This is a genomic window from Pseudomonadota bacterium (assembly GCA_030860485.1).
Taxonomy (GTDB): Bacteria; Pseudomonadota; Gammaproteobacteria; order JACCXJ01; family JACCXJ01; genus JACCXJ01.
This window is the reverse complement of record JALZID010000286.1, coordinates 1-18,369: the sequence shown is the minus strand read 5'-3', so window position 1 is coordinate 18,369 and position 18,369 is coordinate 1. Positions and strand designations below refer to the sequence as shown.

The 18,369-nt window shown below is 61.6% G+C and carries 18 protein-coding genes and 4 pseudogenes; 13 read left to right on the top strand and 9 right to left on the bottom strand.

The annotated features are described in order from the left end of the window. Positions 1-483 precede the first annotated feature (483 nt). The 3 genes from M3461_17730 to M3461_17720 all read left to right on the top strand — a co-directional run bounded on the left by M3461_17730 (position 484) and on the right by M3461_17720 (position 1,446). A complete protein-coding gene (locus tag M3461_17730; GenBank protein ID MDQ3776054.1) occupies positions 484-873 on the top strand; it encodes a helix-turn-helix transcriptional regulator in 390 nt (129 codons plus the stop codon). 166 nt (positions 874-1,039) lie between these two features. Further along, positions 1,040-1,168 carry a type II toxin-antitoxin system RelE/ParE family toxin gene (locus M3461_17725; GenBank protein ID MDQ3776053.1) on the top strand — a complete coding sequence of 43 codons (129 nt, stop codon included), beginning with the start codon at positions 1,040-1,042 and terminating at the stop codon, positions 1,166-1,168. Further along, the gene (locus M3461_17720; GenBank protein ID MDQ3776052.1) at positions 1,165-1,446 is read left to right on the top strand and encodes an XRE family transcriptional regulator; all 282 of its coding nucleotides are present in this window, start codon (positions 1,165-1,167) and stop codon (positions 1,444-1,446) included. The genes M3461_17725 and M3461_17720 overlap by 4 nt, the downstream gene beginning before the upstream one ends. 145 nt (positions 1,447-1,591) lie before the next feature. On the opposite strand, the pseudogene M3461_17715 reads toward M3461_17720, so the two are convergent. Beyond that, positions 1,592-1,833, bottom strand: a pseudogene (locus M3461_17715) (catalase). A 564-nt stretch (positions 1,834-2,397) separates the two neighbouring features. Between M3461_17715 and M3461_17710 the strand changes: the two are divergent. The 7 genes and pseudogenes from M3461_17710 (at position 2,398) to M3461_17680 (ending at position 7,410) form a co-directional block, all read left to right on the top strand. Next, positions 2,398-3,336 carry a hypothetical protein gene (locus M3461_17710; GenBank protein ID MDQ3776051.1) on the top strand — a complete coding sequence of 313 codons (939 nt, stop codon included), beginning with the start codon at positions 2,398-2,400 and terminating at the stop codon, positions 3,334-3,336. A gap of 167 nt (positions 3,337-3,503) precedes the next feature. After that, positions 3,504-3,716, top strand: a complete 213-nt coding sequence (locus M3461_17705) for a hypothetical protein (protein MDQ3776050.1) — start codon at positions 3,504-3,506, stop codon at positions 3,714-3,716. A gap of 185 nt (positions 3,717-3,901) precedes the next feature. Continuing rightward, positions 3,902-4,084: pseudogene (locus tag M3461_17700) on the top strand (molybdopterin-dependent oxidoreductase). 29 nt (positions 4,085-4,113) lie between these two features. After that, positions 4,114-4,380, top strand: a complete 267-nt coding sequence (locus tag M3461_17695; protein ID MDQ3776049.1) for an NAD(P)-binding domain-containing protein — start codon at positions 4,114-4,116, stop codon at positions 4,378-4,380. A 27-nt stretch (positions 4,381-4,407) separates the two neighbouring features. Continuing rightward, the gene (locus M3461_17690) at positions 4,408-4,632 is read left to right on the top strand and encodes a hypothetical protein (GenBank protein MDQ3776048.1); all 225 of its coding nucleotides are present in this window, start codon (positions 4,408-4,410) and stop codon (positions 4,630-4,632) included. Positions 4,633-4,990: 358 nt separating this feature from the next. Beyond that, positions 4,991-6,406, top strand: a complete 1,416-nt coding sequence (locus tag M3461_17685) for a vitamin K epoxide reductase family protein (GenBank protein ID MDQ3776047.1) — start codon at positions 4,991-4,993, stop codon at positions 6,404-6,406. A 2-nt stretch (positions 6,407-6,408) separates the two neighbouring features. Continuing rightward, a complete protein-coding gene (locus tag M3461_17680) occupies positions 6,409-7,410 on the top strand; it encodes an SDR family oxidoreductase (GenBank protein ID MDQ3776046.1) in 1,002 nt (333 codons plus the stop codon). 430 nt (positions 7,411-7,840) lie between these two features. On the opposite strand, the gene M3461_17675 is transcribed toward M3461_17680, so the two are convergent. The 8 genes and pseudogenes from M3461_17675 to M3461_17640 all read right to left on the bottom strand — a co-directional run bounded on the left by M3461_17675 (position 7,841) and on the right by M3461_17640 (position 15,288). Continuing rightward, positions 7,841-8,845: an AI-2E family transporter gene (locus tag M3461_17675; protein MDQ3776045.1), complete on the bottom strand. Its 1,005-nt coding sequence runs from the start codon at positions 8,843-8,845 to the stop codon at positions 7,841-7,843. A 20-nt stretch (positions 8,846-8,865) separates the two neighbouring features. Next, positions 8,866-9,045, bottom strand: a complete 180-nt coding sequence (locus M3461_17670; GenBank protein ID MDQ3776044.1) for a hypothetical protein — start codon at positions 9,043-9,045, stop codon at positions 8,866-8,868. 58 nt (positions 9,046-9,103) lie between these two features. Next, positions 9,104-9,949 carry a YihY/virulence factor BrkB family protein gene (locus tag M3461_17665; GenBank protein MDQ3776043.1) on the bottom strand — a complete coding sequence of 282 codons (846 nt, stop codon included), beginning with the start codon at positions 9,947-9,949 and terminating at the stop codon, positions 9,104-9,106. 582 nt (positions 9,950-10,531) lie between these two features. After that, entirely contained in the window at positions 10,532-11,854 is a 1,323-nt protein-coding gene (locus tag M3461_17660) for a DUF2254 domain-containing protein (GenBank protein MDQ3776042.1), read from the bottom strand. Positions 11,855-12,037: 183 nt separating this feature from the next. Then, positions 12,038-12,574 (bottom strand): annotated as a pseudogene (locus tag M3461_17655) (cation transporter). 28 nt (positions 12,575-12,602) lie between these two features. Then, the gene (locus M3461_17650) at positions 12,603-13,718 is read right to left on the bottom strand and encodes a patatin-like phospholipase family protein (protein ID MDQ3776041.1); all 1,116 of its coding nucleotides are present in this window, start codon (positions 13,716-13,718) and stop codon (positions 12,603-12,605) included. 156 nt (positions 13,719-13,874) lie between these two features. Further along, complete coding sequence (locus tag M3461_17645) at positions 13,875-14,204, bottom strand: hypothetical protein (protein MDQ3776040.1); 330 nt, start codon at positions 14,202-14,204, stop codon at positions 13,875-13,877. 802 nt (positions 14,205-15,006) lie between these two features. Continuing rightward, positions 15,007-15,288 carry a ChaB family protein gene (locus tag M3461_17640; GenBank protein MDQ3776039.1) on the bottom strand — a complete coding sequence of 94 codons (282 nt, stop codon included), beginning with the start codon at positions 15,286-15,288 and terminating at the stop codon, positions 15,007-15,009. A gap of 618 nt (positions 15,289-15,906) precedes the next feature. Here M3461_17640 and M3461_17635 point away from each other — a divergent pair. The 3 genes and pseudogenes from M3461_17635 to M3461_17625 form a co-directional block, all read left to right on the top strand. After that, a pseudogene (locus M3461_17635) lies at positions 15,907-16,955 on the top strand (Do family serine endopeptidase). A 409-nt stretch (positions 16,956-17,364) separates the two neighbouring features. Beyond that, a complete protein-coding gene (locus tag M3461_17630; protein ID MDQ3776038.1) occupies positions 17,365-17,934 on the top strand; it encodes an HdeD family acid-resistance protein in 570 nt (189 codons plus the stop codon). Between the two features lie 208 nt (positions 17,935-18,142). After that, on the top strand, positions 18,143-18,369 hold a 227-nt coding region (locus tag M3461_17625; protein ID MDQ3776037.1), incomplete at its 3' end, for a hypothetical protein.

The following is an 18,369-nucleotide window of genomic DNA, read 5'->3' as shown; positions in this document are numbered from 1 at the left end:
GACCATGATGGTGGTTGCGGTCGGCGCGATGGCGGCGCTGACCAGGGTCTTGTGATCGCCGGGTGTTTGGAACCGGATGCGCGGGTGATCGATCGGAGTGGGCCTTCGCCCGCGCATCGAGCGCCTGCAAGCGTCTCGCGCGGCCATCCGAGTGCGGTAGGCCGGGTCGCGGGACGAAACCGGGGGTTGGAGTCGGGCGACCTGTGGAGGGCAAGTGATAATATGGCCCCGTGTACCAATTGGCCTATAGCCGAGCTGCGGCGAAGACCATGGCCCAATTACCGGCCGGTACCCGAAGGCTGATCGAACGCAAGCTCGCACAGCTTGCGCGTGCGCCACGCGAGGCGGTGACGTGAAGCGTCTCAAAGGCCATCCGCACGGCTATCGCGTGCGGGTCGGAGACTGGCGGCGGGTCTATACTCTCGACGAAAAGCGCTTGGTCGTCGCGATCATCAGGATCGCAATCCGCGGAGGTGTCTATAAATGAACGCGAAGGCGCAGATCATTGAGGCGAACGGGAAGCCTCAATACGCAGTGATCCCGTATCGGGATTACCTACGGCTTGTGGAGGCAGCGGAGGATGCCGAGGATGCGCGCGCGATCGAGGAGTTCGAGCGTAGGCTGGCGGTAGGTGAGGAAGAACTGCTTCCTCTGGACATCGTGCATCGCCTGGTGGAGGGCGAGAACCCGATGCTGGTATGGCGGGAATACCGTGGCCTTACCCCGGGGCAGCTCGCAGGGGCTGCCGGTGTGCGGCAGTCCTATATCGCGATGCTGGAGCGCGGCGAACGGCAGGGGTCTGTGACGAAGCTGCGCGCGATTGCTCGGATCCTCAAGGTGGGTGTGGACGACCTGCTGACCGTGGACAGATAAGCGCGGCGGGCGGATACCGTCCAGCGTTGACGGTCACGCGACCATGAGGCGCTGGATCCACGAGGGCCGGACGGCAGGCTCGTCGTCGGCCTGCCGCGGGCGGGCAGGTTCTGCCGGTACGCGAAGACGCGGAAGGGGTCGATGATGGGGGGCGTGTCCGCCTCAGATGTCACGGGTGGGGGGAGAAGATCGCTTGCTGGTGTTGCATGCTTTCCAAAAGCAGACGGAAAGAACGCCTAGAGCGGATTTGGACTTGGCGAGGAAGCGGTTGCGGGACTATCGGAGACCAGCATGACTCAGCAGACATTTGTGAGCGTGTGGGACGCCCTGGAGGATTCTCCGGAGATGGCGGAGAACATGAAGATACGGTCGGCCTTGATGATCGAGCTTCAGGAGCTCGTGCGTTCAAGGGGGTGGGCGCAGGAGGAGGCAGCCGGGCATTTTGGGGTGACGCAGCCGCGGCTCAATGATTTATTACGAGGAAGCATCGACAAGTTCAGCCTGGATGCCTTGGTGCTGTTGGCTGCTCGAGCAGGTTTAGCAGTGCAGTTGCAGATCAAACAGGCTGCTTGAGCGCAGGGCGGAAGCCAATGCCTGCAGGGCGATCGGCCGCGCGGGTCGCGTCTGGCGGCAGCCATACGGCGGAACGCCAAGAAGCGGCTTCCGCCCTACCTTTCCGCCTTACGCGCGTTGAGCTAGCTAGCGATTGGTAAACCTGGAAGTAGCCATGGGCCCGGCGCCACGCGCGTGAACCACCCACTCGGGAATACGTTCGTGGTCAAAGTGGGTAATCTTCTCACGAAGATGGAAATCCTCGAGTAAGGAAGGACCGCGCTCACCCGCTTTAGGGGAGTTCTGATTGTCATTGATGCGCAGCCCCTGATTAGTTGTGCGATGTTCTCCAGATCCATCCTCACGAAACTCATCGAGGTCGTCTACTTTGAGGGTATCCGTGTTGATCTTTTTTTCTTCTTCACATCATCCATTGAAAGCCCCTTTTTCCCACGAACTGTTTAGCTCTAAGGAGATGGTCTCAGGACGTGATGTACGGAATGAACATGCCGCCGAACTATTATCTGCGAGACCGCTGCCCTGTTACACCGCTGCCCTGTTACAAGGACCCTACGCTCCCATGCTCGCGCGCAGCGGCGCTTGACCCCGGCTCTCGCTGTAAGGTTTACAAGGGCAGCGGTAATCTTTACCTGACCGCCTCGCAATAATGGGATTTCATTCTGATGCGCCCTACCCGCAAGTGGTGGATCGCTAAGGCGATAGCAGGGAACAGAAGCCTATGGCATATCCGTTGCTCGCCCCTGAACCGAGACGAAGCAAGGCAGCACGAGACGAAAATCACGGTCGGCGTGGACATATCTAAAGAACCAGTTTAAAGAACGGAAGACTTTAGCGCGCATCTACAGGCGCCAGCGATCATTATGTTTTCGGGAGAGCATTCATGAACGGCATCATTTATCTAATAGGTGCGATCGTGGTGATTCTAGCAATCCTATCTTTTCTGGGGCTGCGTTGACCGGCTTATCCGGTAACTCCTCAGCACGCGCTGAGCAGTGCGCAATCACACCACCAAAAGGAGATCTGTCTATGAATCCTGCAGCGAGACCTGACGAAGTCACCAGCTCGAACGCGTTGGGAATACCCGCCTATGTCGACTGGCCTGCCATACTTGCCGGCGCGCTCCTCAGCGCCGCGTTTGCTTTTGTTATGGTGACCTTCGGATCGGCCATCGGGCTGAGCGTAGCGTCGCCATACTCGGGGGAAGGCTGGTCCCGAATCGGGTTCATTATCGCGACGGGTCTGTGGACGTTATGGGTGATCGTCTCCAGCCTGATGGCCGGCGGATATCTCGCTGGCCGCATGCGCAGACGCATCGCCGACGTAACGGATCATGAGGTCGAGGTTAGAGATGGCGTCCATGGATTGGTTGTATGGGCGTTGGCTACGCTATTTGGGGCATACCTTGCGACCAGTGCGACACTGGGTGTTGCCAAAGCGGGCGCGGAAGTCGCAGGAACTGTAACGGCAGAGGTCGCGGGCAAAGCAATGGAGAAGGTCGATCCTTTGAGCTTGACCGCGGATCGCCTATTACGCTCCAACGAGTCGGTATCGTCGGAAGAGATCGGGCGTGTATTGGCGGCCAACGTCGGCTCGGAAGCTTTGCCTTCTGCTGACCGGCAATACCTCGTGGACGTCGTCGCATCCCGCGCCGGCCTGTCGCAGCAAGAAGCAGCCGCCCGTGTAGATGAGGCCTTTGCCGCTGCCCGACGGCTCAGCGACGAAGCCAAGGCCGCCGCTGAGGCTGCGCGAAAGCTCGGAATTCTGGTGGCGTTTCTTACCGCGGCCTCCTTGTTGGCCGGCGCCGCAGGCGCTTGGTGGGCCGCTACGACAGGGGGGCACCATCGAGATGAAAGAACGGATTTCAGTCGTCTAACGCGCTGGCGCCGATAGCGGCTCATTCTGTCTATTAAACATCGTCAAGGAGATAATGCCGTGGCGTGACGCAGCTTTCCCATGCGCGCTACCGTTCATCTGTCGGATTTGCATTTGGGCGTAGTATCGATGACGCGATTGTCCATCCTCTCATTGAGACCGCGAAAGGGATCGGGCCTGATCTCGTGGCGGTCTCGGGTGATCTGACCGAGCGCGCGCGAAGCGGGCAGTTCAAAGCAGCGAGGGCGTTTCTAGAGGCCCTCTGCGCGCGGTGGATCGTCGTGCCGGGCAATCATCATTTGCCGCTGTACAATCTCTTTGCGCGCTTCTTGCGCCCGCTCGCCAACTACCGCCGCTATACACTATATCAGCGACTACCTCGCGCCGTTTCATCGTGACGAGGAGATCGCGGTCCTCGGCATCAACACCGCGCGCACTGACGATCAAGCATGGGCGCATGAACGAAGAACAGCCAAAGTCACCATGAGCAATTCGTACGGCTTTCGCACCTTCCGGATCGCGGAACTCGCGCTATATCACACACTTGAGCAAACTACCCGAGCCACGGCTCACCCACGGATTGGCTACCTGGGAAGAGGCCCTGGACTTCGCGGCAAGCGGGCTCAAGCGCATCCGCGACAAGAAGGGGCCGAACGCGCTCGCCGGTTTCGGCTCGGCCAAGGGCAGCAACGAGGAGGCCTATCTCTTCCAGAAGTTGGTGCGGACGGGATTCCGTACCAACAACGTGGACCACTGCACGCGCCTCTGAAGCGGGCGTGATCGAAGCGAAGCGCCTTGTGGACTTCAAGAAGGAGCTGTTCCGCGCCACGCGCGGTATTTCTATACATCCCGGCAGGTTCGGCGGTAGATACGCTACTCGATCAGTTCGCCGGTCAACTCGAGCGGGGCGACGTGATCGTCGACAGTGGCAATTCATACTGGGGCGATTCGATTCGCCGCCAAAAGAGGCTTGAACCGGGCGGCATCGAGCTGGTCGACCGAGGTACCAGCGGCGGCGTCGACGGCGCACGTAGCGGCGCCTGCTTCATGGTAGGCGGCTAACGCAAGGCGGTCGAGCGGATCGGGCCGATGTTGAAGGAGCTGGCCGTGGAAGGTGGCTACGTCCACGCCGGCTCACCCGGCTCAGGCCACTTCGTAAAGCTCGTCCACAACGGCATCCAGTTCGGCATGCTGCAGGCGATTGGCGAGGGCATAGAGCTGCTCGAGCGCTACCGCGAATCGCTCGATACATTGCCTTTATGCTTACATGCTGGCGGCACGGTTCGGTCATCCGCAGCTGGCTGGTCGACCTGATGCACGATGCCTATGCAAAGGAGGGCGGCATGGAAAAGATCCCGTCCTTCGTCGAAGACACGGGCGAAGTGAATTGGCTCGTCGCCGATTCGCTGCAAATGGAAGTTTCGATTCCCGTCATCTCGGTGGCGGTGATGCAGCTGTTCGCGTGACGACCAAAAGAACTGGGCTCGAGCGGTTGCGATGATATGCCACGGCTTCGGTGGCCACCTGTATGGCCCAAGCCAGCCCATCGCGGAAAAACGCAAGCTCGGAAAAGTGGGCGACACCTACCGAGATGGCGAGTAGTCACGGTGTCGCGACCGTAGAAAGCGGGCATCCGAAGTCCACCGGCGGTCAGTCGGTGACGAGCGTTCACATGGCAGACTGCGAACATCAGCAGGCGCGGGACCAACAGCGGCAGATGACGCTGTGGGCGCATTTCGCCAATGTCGGACTGGGGCTTTGGCTGATCACAAGTGCGCTCACGCTCGGCTACCTCGATACGGATCCGCAGTCGGCCGTGAGTGGACTGCTGCGCATCAGCGCCGAGCGCGATCTGGCGCCAATATCCACGCGCAACATGCTGATGGCGTGGAGCGACGTCATCAGCGGCGCGCTGGTTATGCTGTTCGGGCTGCTCTCTGTCTCGCGCCGCTGCGGCTGGGCGCAATGGGCGAACGCTTTAGCGGGCGTCTGGTTGCTGATCGCGCCGTTGGTGTTCTGGGCACCGAGCGCCGCCGCTTACGCCAACCACACGCTGGTCGGCTCGCTGGTTATCGCTTTCGCAATACTGGTGCCGGCGATGCCGGGCATGAGCAAGGCCGCGTTAATGGACCAAGCCGATATTCCGAGCGGCTGGCAATACAGCCCGTCAACCTGGCTGCAGCGCGCGCCGCTCATTGCGCTCGCCTTGGTCGGCTTCTTCATTTCGCGTTATCTGACGGCTTACCAGCTTGGGCACATCTCCAGCGTCTGGGATCCGTTTTTCGGCAGCGGCACGATGACCATCATCGGCTCCGACGTGTCGCGTGCCTGGCCGGTAGCCGACGCCGGTCTGGGCGCGATCGCCTACATGCTCGAAGTTCTGATGGGCTTCATGGGAGACAAGCGGCGCTGGCGCACGATGCCGTGGATGGTCGTTATCTTCGGCATCCTCATCGTGCCGCTCGGCGGCATCAGCCTTCTGTTCATCATCATCCAGCCGATCGTGATCGGCACGTGGTGCACGCTGTGTCTGGTGGCCGCGGGCGCGATGGTCATCATGATTCCGTACACGCTCGACGAGGTCCTCGCGACCGCTCAATTCCTGGCGCAAAGCCGACGCCAGGGCAAGCCATTCTGGGCGACGTTCTGGCGCGGCGGAGCACAGGAAAGCAAAGGCCAGGACCGCGAGCGGGGTTTCGACGCGCCGCCGCTGACCGTTCTTGCCGGCATGCTCAAGGGTGGCGTCAATTTGCCATGGACGCTGATGCTTGTCGCCGCACTCGGCGTCTGGCTCATGTTCACGCGGATCATTTTCGGGACCACCGGCGCGATGGCTGACAGTGACCATCTGATCGGCGCGCTGGGGATAACAGTCGCAATCACTGCGATGGCCGAAGTCGGGCGGCCGTTGCGGCTGATCAACGTCCTGTTCGGTGTGTGGCTGATCGCAGCGCCGTGGATATTGAGTGGCGCCGGCGCCCCCGCAGCGTGGGGTAGCGTCATTGCGAGCGTGCTCATGATCGGCCTGAGTCTGCCGCGCGGGCCGGTGCGTCAACATTACGGCAGCTGGGACCGCTACATCATCTAAGCATGAGCAAACGTGCCACGCCCGAAGTGGTGGTGATCACCGGCGCCAGCGCCGGCGTTGGCCGAGCGACCGCGCAGGCGTTTGCGCGGCGCGGCGCACATATCGGCTTGCTCGCGCGCAGCGAAGAAGGGCTGGAAGGCGCGCGCAAGGATGTGGAAGCGATGGGCGGCAGGGCACTGGTGCTGCCCACCGACGTCAGTGATCACGATCAGATCGAAGCCGCAGCCGCGGCGGTCGAACAGGCATTCGGGCCGATCGACATCTGGATCAACAACGCGATGGTCACGGTGGCCTCGCCGATCAAGCTCGCGACCGTCGATGATTTCCAACGCGTTACCGACGTGACTTATCTTGGCGCCGTTTACGGCACGATGGTTGCGCTCAAACGCATGCTGCCGCGCAACCATGGCGTTATCGTGCAAGTCGGCTCTGCACTCGCGTATCGCGCAATTCCGCTGCAGGCGCCGTACTGCGCGGCCAAGCACGCCCTTAGAGGCTTCACCGATTCGCTGCGCAGCGAATTGCTGCACGACGCCAGCCATGTGCATGTGACGATGGTGCAACTGCCGGCACTCAACACCCCGCAATTCGACTGGTGCAAGACGCGCATGCCGCACCAGCCGCAACCGGTGCCGCCGATTTTTCAGCCCGAGGTTGCGGCGCGCGCGATCGTCTGGGCTGCACATCAGCGCCGTCGCGAAGTCAATGTCGGTTTGCCGACTGTCAAAGCGGTCTGGGCGAACAAATTCATGCCCGGATTTCTCGATCACTACCTGGCTAGCAAGGGTTACTCGGGCCAGATGTCCGACGAGCCGGTCGGTGACGATCGGACGATCAATTTGTGGAACGCAGTGCCCGGTGATGCCGGCGCGCATGGCCGCTTTGACACCTTGTCGAAAGACCGCAGCGTGCAGGCATGGATGACGATGCACGCGCTGCGGGTTGCAATCGGTGTGCTTGTGGTCGGATTCGCGGCGACGGTTGCAGCGACATTTTTCTGGTAACGGCGTGCGAGCGGCGCGAGGCACAAAGGACAAAAAAGGGGACGTGATGAACTCTATCGGACACAAGCGCTGGGCGATCGCCGAAGGCTATATCTCGGCCACGAGCACCGCAAACCCGCCACGACGTGCGGACATTGCCGCATCAGCTTCCACAGGAATCCGGAAATATAGTTGTCGATCATCATCGTCCCATTGCAGGCTCTGGTCGACCAACTCGGCACCGGCCGCTCCCACAGCGGCGGACCCCGGGCAGGTGCGATCTAGGGTGGTTCGATAAACGCAAGCCTGAGTGGCCGCGTTAGCAGCGGAAAGCAGCGCATTTCTTCAGCGCCGCCGGTTGTTTTTCCGCATTGCATCTCTACGGGCTCACGAGCGAAGGGATGCAGCGTGTTTTTGGTTCCGGCTCGGCCGGTTTAGCGTAATCAAACGTTTAAAAGGGCTGAGCGTCGTTCTCTACGTATAACTTCTGAATCAAGATCATCACTACGACCATGAGCGGCGTCGCGAAGAGCAACCCCATCACGCCAAACAGCAGTCCAAAAATAACCACCGACACCAATCCGAGCGCCGGCGGCAGAGCGACGGTCCATCGTTGAATCAGCGGCATCAGAACGAAACTCTCGATTTGCTGGATGCCGAGACAGAGAATGCCCACGTACAAGGCCTGCTGCGGTCCCTGCGTGAAGGCGAGCACCACAGCAAGAATGCCGGACGCGATGGGTCCGAAAAAGGGGACAAACGCGAACAGGCCCGCAATCAGGCCCACGGACAACGCCAGTGGCATATCGAGCAGATAAAGGCCGCTCGCCGTGAGCGTTCCGATGGCACTCATCGAGAGCATCTGGCCAAAGAGCCACCGTTTCAGGCCCAGGCCGGCGGCGGAAAGTGCAACCTCGGCGCGCGGCCGGGCGTTCTTCGGAACCAGCCGCAACAGTCCCTCGTAATACATATCTGGCGAGGCTGCCAGGTAAAGCCCCAGAACAACCATCAATACGGCGTTCAGGATGCCGTCGATGGCCACCGTCGTGAAGGTTGCCACCCGCGCCCAGGGTACGCCACCATCCTTCGCCGACTCGTAGAGATCGAGCAGTGTCAAGCCGAACGAGGAAGCATGCAGCCATTCTCTGGCCGTTGCGAGCGCTTGCGGAAGCGCGGTGCGAAGTTCTGCGAACTGCATCGCGATGCGGCTACCGACCAGCCAGATCAACAGCGCCAACAGTGCAATCAGTCCCACCACCAACAGCGCGAGCGCGCCTTGTTCAGGCAACCGGGGAATCCGGGCAATACGCCCAGCGCCGGCTCGCAGCGCAGTAGCGAGGATTAAGCCGCCAAACAGGAGGATGAGTACGTAACGTAACCACCACGCGATAAAAAAGAGCGCGGCGATCGAAGCCGCGACGATGACGCGCCGCGTGTATTGATCCTGCGTGTTCATGCATTCCCCCGTCATAGAGTTCATTTTTTTACATCGGGCTCGAAGAACAGCCAGCGCACTTGCGCAAAGGTCGCGCGCAACGCGCGTTCGCAGCTATTGATCGCCTCGACCATCGCGATCGCCGAGACGTTTTCCGTCATACGCGCCTTGACCGCCAAGACGACATCGGTGCCGTGCTGCAGCGTGATCAGGTTGAGCACCTCGTGAATGCCCTCGTAAATCCATCCCTGTTCCTTTATGGCATTGATCGTTGACAACTCAACCGCGCCTGGTCTTTTCAAGCTGCGCGTTGATCTCGGCGCCGACCAGAATGGCGATGCCGGTGAGATAGAACCAGAGTAGCAGCACGATGATGGCTCCCAGCGACCCGTAGGCGACGTTGTAGTTTGCAACGTTCGCCACAAAATACTTGAGTCCGAGCGAGGCGGCAAGCCACAGCGCGATCGCGATTAGCGTACCGGGGCGCAGCCATTGCCATCGCACACGCGGGCGGTGGGGGGCAAAGTGGTAGAGAAGATCGAAGGCGAGCAGCACGAAGCCGAAGATCACCGGCCATTGTCCGATCTGCCACGCCAGCACGAATGCCGAGCCGAGCCCCATGCGTTGCGCGAAGGCCTCGGCGAGCGGCACGCCGTACGCCAGCAGCAGCATGGCCGCCGCGGTGAGCAGCATCAGCACCAGCGTGAGCGTCAGCCCGACCAGACGGCGCTTCCACCACGGCCGCTCTTCCGCGACCGCGTAGGCCTTGTTAAGACCGCGAATGGTTGCCACCATCCCGCTCGATGCCGCCCACACCGCAACGAGGATGCCCCACGTCAACGGCCCCCCGGACTGACCTGCCAGATGATCCAGCAGGCCGGTGAACACACGGACAATCGAGCTCGGCACGACCGACGCCAGGCGCTCAAGGATCGCATCGCGCACGAGCCACTGCGCATCGAGGAACAGGCCCAGCGCCGCCATCAGGATGAGCAGTATGGGAAAAACGGAGAGGAAGAAATAAAAGGACATCTGCGCCGCGCGGCCCGGAATCTGGTCGTCGGCGATTCTGCACGCGACCGCGCCCGCGATTCCCGCCCAGCTTGCCTCGTCCCAATCGCTCAATCGGCCCATGCGTCGCTCGGCGCCCTAGGGGAGCGGGTGTTGAAAGCTGCGGGGCCGCCGGTGAGGACGTTGAACCTGAAAAGCCGTGATGCGGCCCCGGCCAGGTGCAGCGTTTGGTCCAAGTAAACCGCTACGCGGCAGATTCGGTTCATTGAGGTTGGCTGTCACAATGCGCTTTGCCGGCGGTTGATCGGCCGTCGCCCTTTAGCCCCATTTCGACAGGAGACGCCCATGATGAAAGATTGGTATTAGGAGTCAATCAATGCTCTTCAGCAAGAAGCTTACAGCCGTGCTGTGCACATGCTCGTTGAGTTCTACCATAAAACCCCTGAGCTCGTCACCGAGGAAGATCTATAACATTACTTTCTACACCGGCGAAATGTAGACCAGTGGTCAGCGGCCACTTTACGGATCTGTTATCGCGGGATCCGCTTCTTCTTTGAGCACGTCCTGCACCGCAACTGGCATACCCTTAAGCTTATCCATGCCAGCCCGAGAAACAGCTGCCCACCGTGCTCAGCCGCGAAGAGGTGCGTCGTCGGGCACCCCGACCCTTGCTCGGAACCCGGGCCTCCAAGGCACTCACGAGCCCGCCTTTCCCTCCGCCAACCGGGTCGCACGCGAGTTGACCTTTCCTACGGAGCGCGCCAGGGTGTCGCGCGCCTTTCGGACTGCGGCCGCTGTTTCGGTTCTTCCGCCATCGAAGAGCGCGGTCTCCAACGCGGAAAGCTCCTCTTCCAACCGGACGGTCAGGATGAGGTCGCCGAGTCCCGAGAGGATGCGCAGGATGAGGTTTTCCGCTCGCGCCTGCTGGTCCGTGGGCAGGCGGTGGAACAGAGACGAGAAGGTTCGCAGGATCTCCGCGAAGCTCTGATGCTGCATCGACTCCGTGGCGGCGACGGCCAGAGACTCGAAGGCGTTCATGAGCGCCGCGGGGACCGTGTCGGTGTAGACGACCGGCGCGGACGGCTCGGGGGGAGCGTCGCTCTTCTTCTCCGCCCATCGTGCGAGCAGATCACGGAGGCTGCGGATCACCAGGAGCCCGGGCGTGGGGTTGGACTTGGCCGTGGAGATGGAAGTCCAGCCCATCATTTCGAGCTGCCCAATCCCATGGCCCGGGTCGGCGAGCAGGTTCTGCTGCCGTTCTAGCCGGACCGCCGCGCAAACGCAATCTCCGAGCGCCTCCGCCTGCGCCTGCGTCTCCGCCCTGACCTCGGCGATGACGTCTCGGAAAGCCACGTAGGAGCCGATCGAAACCAGGAGGACGAACTCGACCTCACCTCCCGCCTCGCGCGCCGCCGCTTCCAGGAGGTCGAGATCCACCCTGGTCACGTATCCTTGCTTGATCGAAGTGACCGGCATCCGTCCGGCCCCGCCCTGACGAACCGAGGGCCGCGTCCTGCGGATGAACCGCAACTGCCGCTTTCGGGCCGTGAGGGTATGACGGTGGATCTCGTCGATGACCTCAGCCGGCCGCATCTGGTTGATCGTAGTGTAGAGCAGGACGATGAGCAGATAGAGGGCGATGCCGGTGAGGAGGAAGGCCAGGGTCGCGCCGAAGACCGGGTTGAACCCCTCGTTGACCGTGGCCAGTATCACGAGCGCGTACAGGGCGAGACCCACGAAGAAGCCGAAGTAGACCTGATTGTGACGGCGGCGCAGGAACTGGTCGTAGACCTCGGCGGTCAGCGAACCAGCGACCTGCTGGAGAGCCAGCAGCAGCAGCGAGATCGTGATGGACGTGACCGTGATGATGCCGCCCGCGATGGTGCTCAGCAGGTCGGCGGTCGCCTTAGCGTCGGCGAACACGCGCGCCTCCAGGACCGCCCGAGCGGGATCAAGCCAAGCGATGCGGCCCTCGATGGCGTAGGAGCCGCCGGCCAGCAGGAGGAAGCCCACGATCATAAGCGAGGGCACGGCCAAGAACTCGCTGAAGGCCCGGCGGATCGTCTCGATCACGTCGTAGGGGGCTTCGGCTGCGGTCGTCGGATCTGATCCGGGCGGCTTCGTCCGCACCCTGGCCTCGCCGGATCGCCGGACTGGCCGCGGGTGCCGAGGGACCGGATCGCCGGATTGCCCGCGGGTGCCGAGGGATCGGGCTTCGATGAAGATGTGCTCGATCTCCGGGTGCTCGTCCTGGATGGCTTTCTCCAACCGGAGAACCGCGGCCTCCGCCTCCGAGGCCGAGACGTCGGTGCGGAACCGGACGTTCAAGGTGAGCAAGACCGTGTCCGGGCCGAAGTGCATGGTAAGGGGACGCTCGATCCTCTCCACGGCCGGGTCGGCCTCTGCCAGCGCACTGACGCTCGCGAGCGTACGGGGGTCGGCGCCCTCCCCCACGAGAAGGCTCTTGCTCTCGTACATCAGGAAGCCGGCCACCGCGACGATCAGGCTCCAGAAGTACAGCTCCTTTCCGTGACCGAACGGATGGGCGGCGTCCGGCGGCTTTTGGCTGAGGCGGATCCCCAACAGAAGCAGCCCGCCGTTGCCCGAGTCGACGAGCGAGTGGATGCCTTCTGAGAGCATCGCCGAGCTACCTGTTAGGGCAGCGGCCGCGAACTTCATCACCGCGATGGCCAGGTTGCCAATGATGGCGGCGTAGACGGCTTTCTTGGATTTGGCCATGGCTCTTGTCGATGAATGACCGAGGGCGTCAGGCACTCGGCCGAAACAGATCGTAAATGATCACGCCGTCGTCGACTTCGCGGCGGCGCAGCCATTCCGGGTGCTCGCACGTATCGCGCATGTCCTCGCAGCCGACACGCCAGTGCTCCTCGATGGACACGCGCGAGAACTCGTAGTCCTTCGATGCGAGCGCATAAGGCTTATGGCGGTAGATGAGGTGCACGATGTCGAGCCGATCGCAAGTGCTCGCCTCGGCGAGCACGCGCGCTTCGGGCCCATCGGCAAGCTCGGGAGGCAACTTGGCGACGAGCGTGCGCATTGCCCGGCGCAGATGCTGCTCCTCGGCCACCTTGGCCGTGCCGTAGCGCGTGCGGCTCGAATAAAGAATGTCCTTCTGACGTTGCAGCGCCTCCGGCAAGTCCTGCGGCAGCGGCCCTTCCGCAGAGAATAGATCCACCTGGAACACGAGCAGCGACTGGCGATCCCGCATATCGAGGACGTGCTGTAGCGGCGTATTCGACACAATGCCGCCGTCCCAATAGAAGCGGCCGTCCACTGCCACCGGCGCGAACGCCGGCGGCAACGCACAGCTCGCAAGGATGTGCTCGACCTGGATGGGCTTGTCGCGGTTGTCGAAATAATGCGAGTTGCCGGTGAGCACGTCCACCGCGCCGACGGAGAGGCGGGTGCGGCCGTCGTTGAGCAGATCGAAGTCGACCAAGCGCGCGAGCGTATCGCGTAACGGCGCCGCGTCGTACAGTGAAACGGCCGGCGGCGTGCCGCGCGGATGGAACATCGCCGGGGGCAAGCGCGGCAGATAGAAACCCGTGACGCCGACCGTCGCGGCGAGCGCAGCGCTCGCTTGATTGAAGGCCTCGCGCGCCTGTTGATGGCGCGGCGCCGGAAACGGGATCCCCGAGGAGACGAGCTCCCAGAATTGGCGCAGCCGTGCAACCCGACGCTCGGGCCGATTGCCTGCGATGAGGGCCGCATTGACGGCGCCGATGGAAACACCGACGAGCCATTCGGGCGCGTGCCAACCCTCGAGCGCCTCGTATGCGCCCCCCTGGTAGGCGCCCAGCGCACCGCCCCCCTGCAGCACAAGTGCGACTTCGGCATCGCGCGGGAGCGAAATCTCCCTCATCCGAACATCTCTCTCACGCGGCGATGCGCGGCACGATCATGCCGTTCTCGCGCGCAAGCGCCCGCGACCGCGCCCGCGATTCCCGCCCAGCTTGCCTCGCCCCAATCGCTCAATCGGCTCGATGACCCGCCGTCCCCGTGAACGCGGCCACCTTGCTCACGAACAGACCGGAACCAGCAAAACCGGCAGCGTTTCCCACAAGACGGCGAGCAGCACCAGACCCGCGATGGCGGCGGTAAGCCAATGCACGAACGGTGACGGCTCCGGCGAAGATGCGGAGCGCCGACCATCGCGCACGGCAATGCCGATCGTCAAGAGCAACACGGCAGCCGCGACGAGCGTTGCCGCACCGATGAACCAGATCACGATGCCAACGCCGAACCAGCCCGCCGCGACGTTGCGCGCGCATGCGAGCGCCGTGAACGCGTAGATCGCGAGAAAGTGCGCTGCCCAGACCAGCGGCCCGACCCAGAGGCGCCATGTCACCGCTTGAGCGGTCGCTCCAGTGAGCGCTCTCATCATGCCAGCGTCCGGGGGAAGCCGTGCACGAGCAGCAGCGCCACCAGGCCCTGCGCGACTGCGTAGTGCCAAAGCAGGATCGTGTTGTCGAAGGTGGCCCGGCGTTAGCCATCGAGCAGCCCGCACCACGAACGCGCGAGCGTGTATCCACCCATGATCAGAAGCGCCAGTACGTACTGGCCCTGCAGTGCGGCCAACGTATAGACCACCGCAGCTGCTCGCCGTCGGTTGCAACCCCGCTTGCCAGGGAATCCGGGATCGGTGGGTCACGGGCGTCGTCTGAGACTAGAATTTCAAAAGCCCTTTTTCCTCAGGAGCGAAGATACGACTGGACCGGTAGGCTGTCAAACGTTGCGCGGTGTCGGGCCGGAATCGGTGAATTATCGGGCTGTCGGGCGACTGGGTTCGCCAAGTACCGGGGCATTATGGTGTCTTAAGGGAGTGCAGGCAAGGGGGAGTGTCGGGTCACGGAGATGGAGTGGATTGGAGGGGGGTATCGGTCAGCGATCAGGCCGTGCGGAAGAGAGCGAATGCCTGCGCAGGTGTTCGCGGCGGTGCTCTTATGGGCAAGCCGAGATGCGTGGGATCTTGACAATCACGGCGGATCTTCGATGGCGGCGATGATCGTCAAGGTGCCGCCACACTGTAGATAGACACTGTTCCGGCGATCGCCGATACACTGGAAGGATTGGCGGGAACCTTCGAGGATAGGCGGTGAATGTGGGCGCGTACATTCGTACCCTGGAAGCGCGGAAGCCCCTGTTTTCTTTCAACGTGGAACGTAGCAACAAGGCCGGGTCATCGTCAAGATGACGCTTGCCTTTATTGTCGGTAGCGAGGGCTCGTAGAGCTCGTCCTTCGTGCTGCCGTAAAAGTTGGCGCCGTCGAAGGTCTCGCCCTCGCGCGCTTTCCTGCCACCCCGCCTGCCACGCGGACCGGAGGGACCTCTCGACTCCTTCGGCACCCGGCGGTCGCCCTGCTTCTCGAAGCAATGTTTCAGCGCGGCAAACGCGGTGCGATGAGCGCGCGCAACTTCGCCGTACTCCTGCACCGCGCTGTCGTGGGTCTTGGCCCAGGTGGCGTCTCGGGCAGGTGAAGGCCAAGAGGGGTTGTCTACTGAGTCGGATCCAAGGGTTCTATTTCTACGCCACGGCGACGAACTACACTGTCGGTAAGCATTACCGTGGAACGCGTAAAGCTTACCGGCGTCGTTTGGAGAAAGATAAAACGAGCTGCCGTATCTCCACCAACCCTCAGCGAGCGTGCTTTCCGGTAATCTTTACGTCCGCTCTGCAATATTTGCATCCTGCGATTAATGCGTGTACTTTGGTATCCGTTTGATTTTAAGGTGTATTGGGTCACCGGTCAGCTAGGCACGCTTCGTGCCTCGCGGTACGTAGGAGGTTCCTGACCGAATCTATCGTCGTGTGAGGTCGATTAACCCATCGAATACTAAAAACCTAGCGGGATCGTTTGAGGCCTCCTTCTTTATTTAGTAGGTAAATATCTTCTGCCCTGCAGTGCAGGCTCACCAGAACGATTTCCGTTCAGGCCCGCCAAGCAAGGCATGCCTCGCGGTGTGGAAGGCCTTCAGTCGAAGTAGCGAGGAGACAAAATGGTACTGGCTACGGCCCGAAACGTAGCTCTGGAATCACAATGGAAGCCGGCGATCGCAAGACTTGTGATCCTTTCTATCCTGTGCGATTCGTATTTGGGCGCAGCGGTTGCGCAGAGCGGTTCGGACAGGCAAGGCATGCAGACCCTTGCGCCGATGCTGGAGCGGGTAACCCCGGCGGTAGTGAATATCGCCACCGCGGGACGCGTTCCCGCCGAGCGAAATCCGCTCTTCAATGATCCCTTTTTTCGCGATTTCTTCGGCGCCCCGGGGCAGTCCGCTCGAACGCAAGACCCAAAGCCTCGGATCTGGCGTTATTGTGGACGCCGAGCGTGGTCTCATCCTCACGAATGCCCACGTCATCGCCAATGCCGATCAGATCACGGTGAAATTGGGCGATGGTCGCAGTTATGAAGCCAAGCTGGTGGGCACCGATCCGGAGACCGATATCGGGGTGGTCAAGATCACCGCGGAGCGGTTGACCGATCTACCGATGGCAGACTCCAGTCAGCTCAGGGTGGGCGATTCCGTCGTCGCCATCGACAACCCCTTCGGCCTGACGCAAACCGTTACCTCCGGTATCGTAAGCGCGCTCGGTCGAAGCGGGCTCGGCATTGAAGGTTACGAGGATTTCATTCAGACCGACGCGGCCATCAACCCCGGTAATTCCGGGGGTGCATTGGTGGATCTCAAAGGGCGGCTCGTCGGCATCAATACCGCGATCTTTAGCGGCAGCGGCGGCAACATCGGCATCGGTTTCGCCATACCCGTCAACATGGCCCGTCAGGTCATGGAGCAACTCGTGAAGCATGGAAAAGTGCGACGCGGTTACTTCGGAATTCAGTCTGCAAGATCTCGACGCCGAGTTGGCCGAGGCGTTCGATATCGAAGGCCGACAAGGGGCCGTGATCGCGAATGTGCTAGACGATACGCCAGCGCAAAAGGCGGGATTGCAAGCGGGCGACGTGATCGTCTCGGTGAACGGCCGGCCGGTACGCAGCGCCAGTGATCTGAGGAACACGGTTGGTCTCATGCAAGTCGGCGAACGGATCTCTCTGGGCATCGTGCGAAAGGGTGGTTTGCTCGGCTCGAAAGAGCGCCTCACAGTGACCGCAGACCTCGCCGGGGAGACCGCCACGACCGCTCGTGCAGGCGAGATCACCAATCCGCGGCTCGGCGGTGCGACATTTGAGAAGATACCGCGGGATGCGCCGGCCTACGGAGAGGTGCAAGGCGTCAGGGTACGCGCATTGGAACGCGACAGCCGGGCATGGGCAATGGACTGCGGCCGGGAGACATCATCACGTCGGTGAACCAACGAGCGGTGCCCGAGCTGAAAGACTTTTATGAGCTCGTGAACAGGGAGGAATCAGCGCTGCTCTTGCATGTGCTGCGTGGCAGCGTCTGGGTGTATATGGTGGCGAAGTGAAGTGGCTCACGAGCGCACTTCGCAGCGTACATTCAAAGAACTTGCCGTTAAGGCCCCTGAACGGGAGGACTAGCATGGCTTATATGACAGATACACTGGCACGCAATTGGTGGGCTTTGGGCCTGCGAGGTCTTTGCGCGCTGCTCTTCGGTCTCGCGATTTTCGTCTGGCCCGGGATTTCTCTATTCGTCTTGGTGCTCATGTTCGGCGTTTATACGCTGCTTGACGGGGTTTTCAGCATAGTCTCGACGGTGCGCTCGGACAAGCGAGAGAAGCGCTGGTGGCTGTTTCTCTTGCAGGGGGTCGCCGGCATCATCGTGGGGATAATGGCGTTCGTCTGGCCCGGGATCACCGCCTTGGTTTTGCTGTATATCATTGCAGCGTGGGCCATCGTCACCGGCATTTGCGAGATCGTCGCCGCCGTGCAGCTCCGTAAGGAGATCGAAGGGGAATGGCTGCTGGGATTGGGCGGTATCGCTTCGGTGGTATTCGGCGTACTCCTCGTGGGGTTCCCCGGCGCCGGCGCGCTCGCCGTTGTATGGATCATCGGTGCCTATTCGATGCTTTTCGGGATCTTGCTGATGGTCCTGGCCTTTCGGCTGCGCCACCGGAACGTACACCGGTCACGTGAGGTCCGCGCAGGAGAGGCATGAGTGGCCGCCTCTAGCTGCCGGCCGGAGGGCTTTTCACCATGCCCCTCCTTCCCCCCAAGACCCCCAGGGAGAGGGGAGTATTCATAACGGCCGTTTGCTGAAAAAGCTGTCCTGACTATCGACAATCCGGGATGCATGGATGAGGGCTTTTCAGCAGCCGGTCAGGCTGCGTAATCCACTAGATGTTAACCTTGAATAGGAGATGACCATGAACAGACGTAAACTCAAAATCACTGCAATCCTCGCGGCCTCGTACGCTTTCGCTTGCGCGGGAGTGCTTGCTACGACGCATGAAGACAAAGGAAAGGGCGCCGCCACGAAAAGCGATACCACCACACAAGACCGCAGCGCTTCCGAAAATCAAACCGATGCGAGCACCATCACGGTGGGGGTGCCCGTAACAGTGATGGTCCCTCTGGAGTTCAAAGTCGAGCC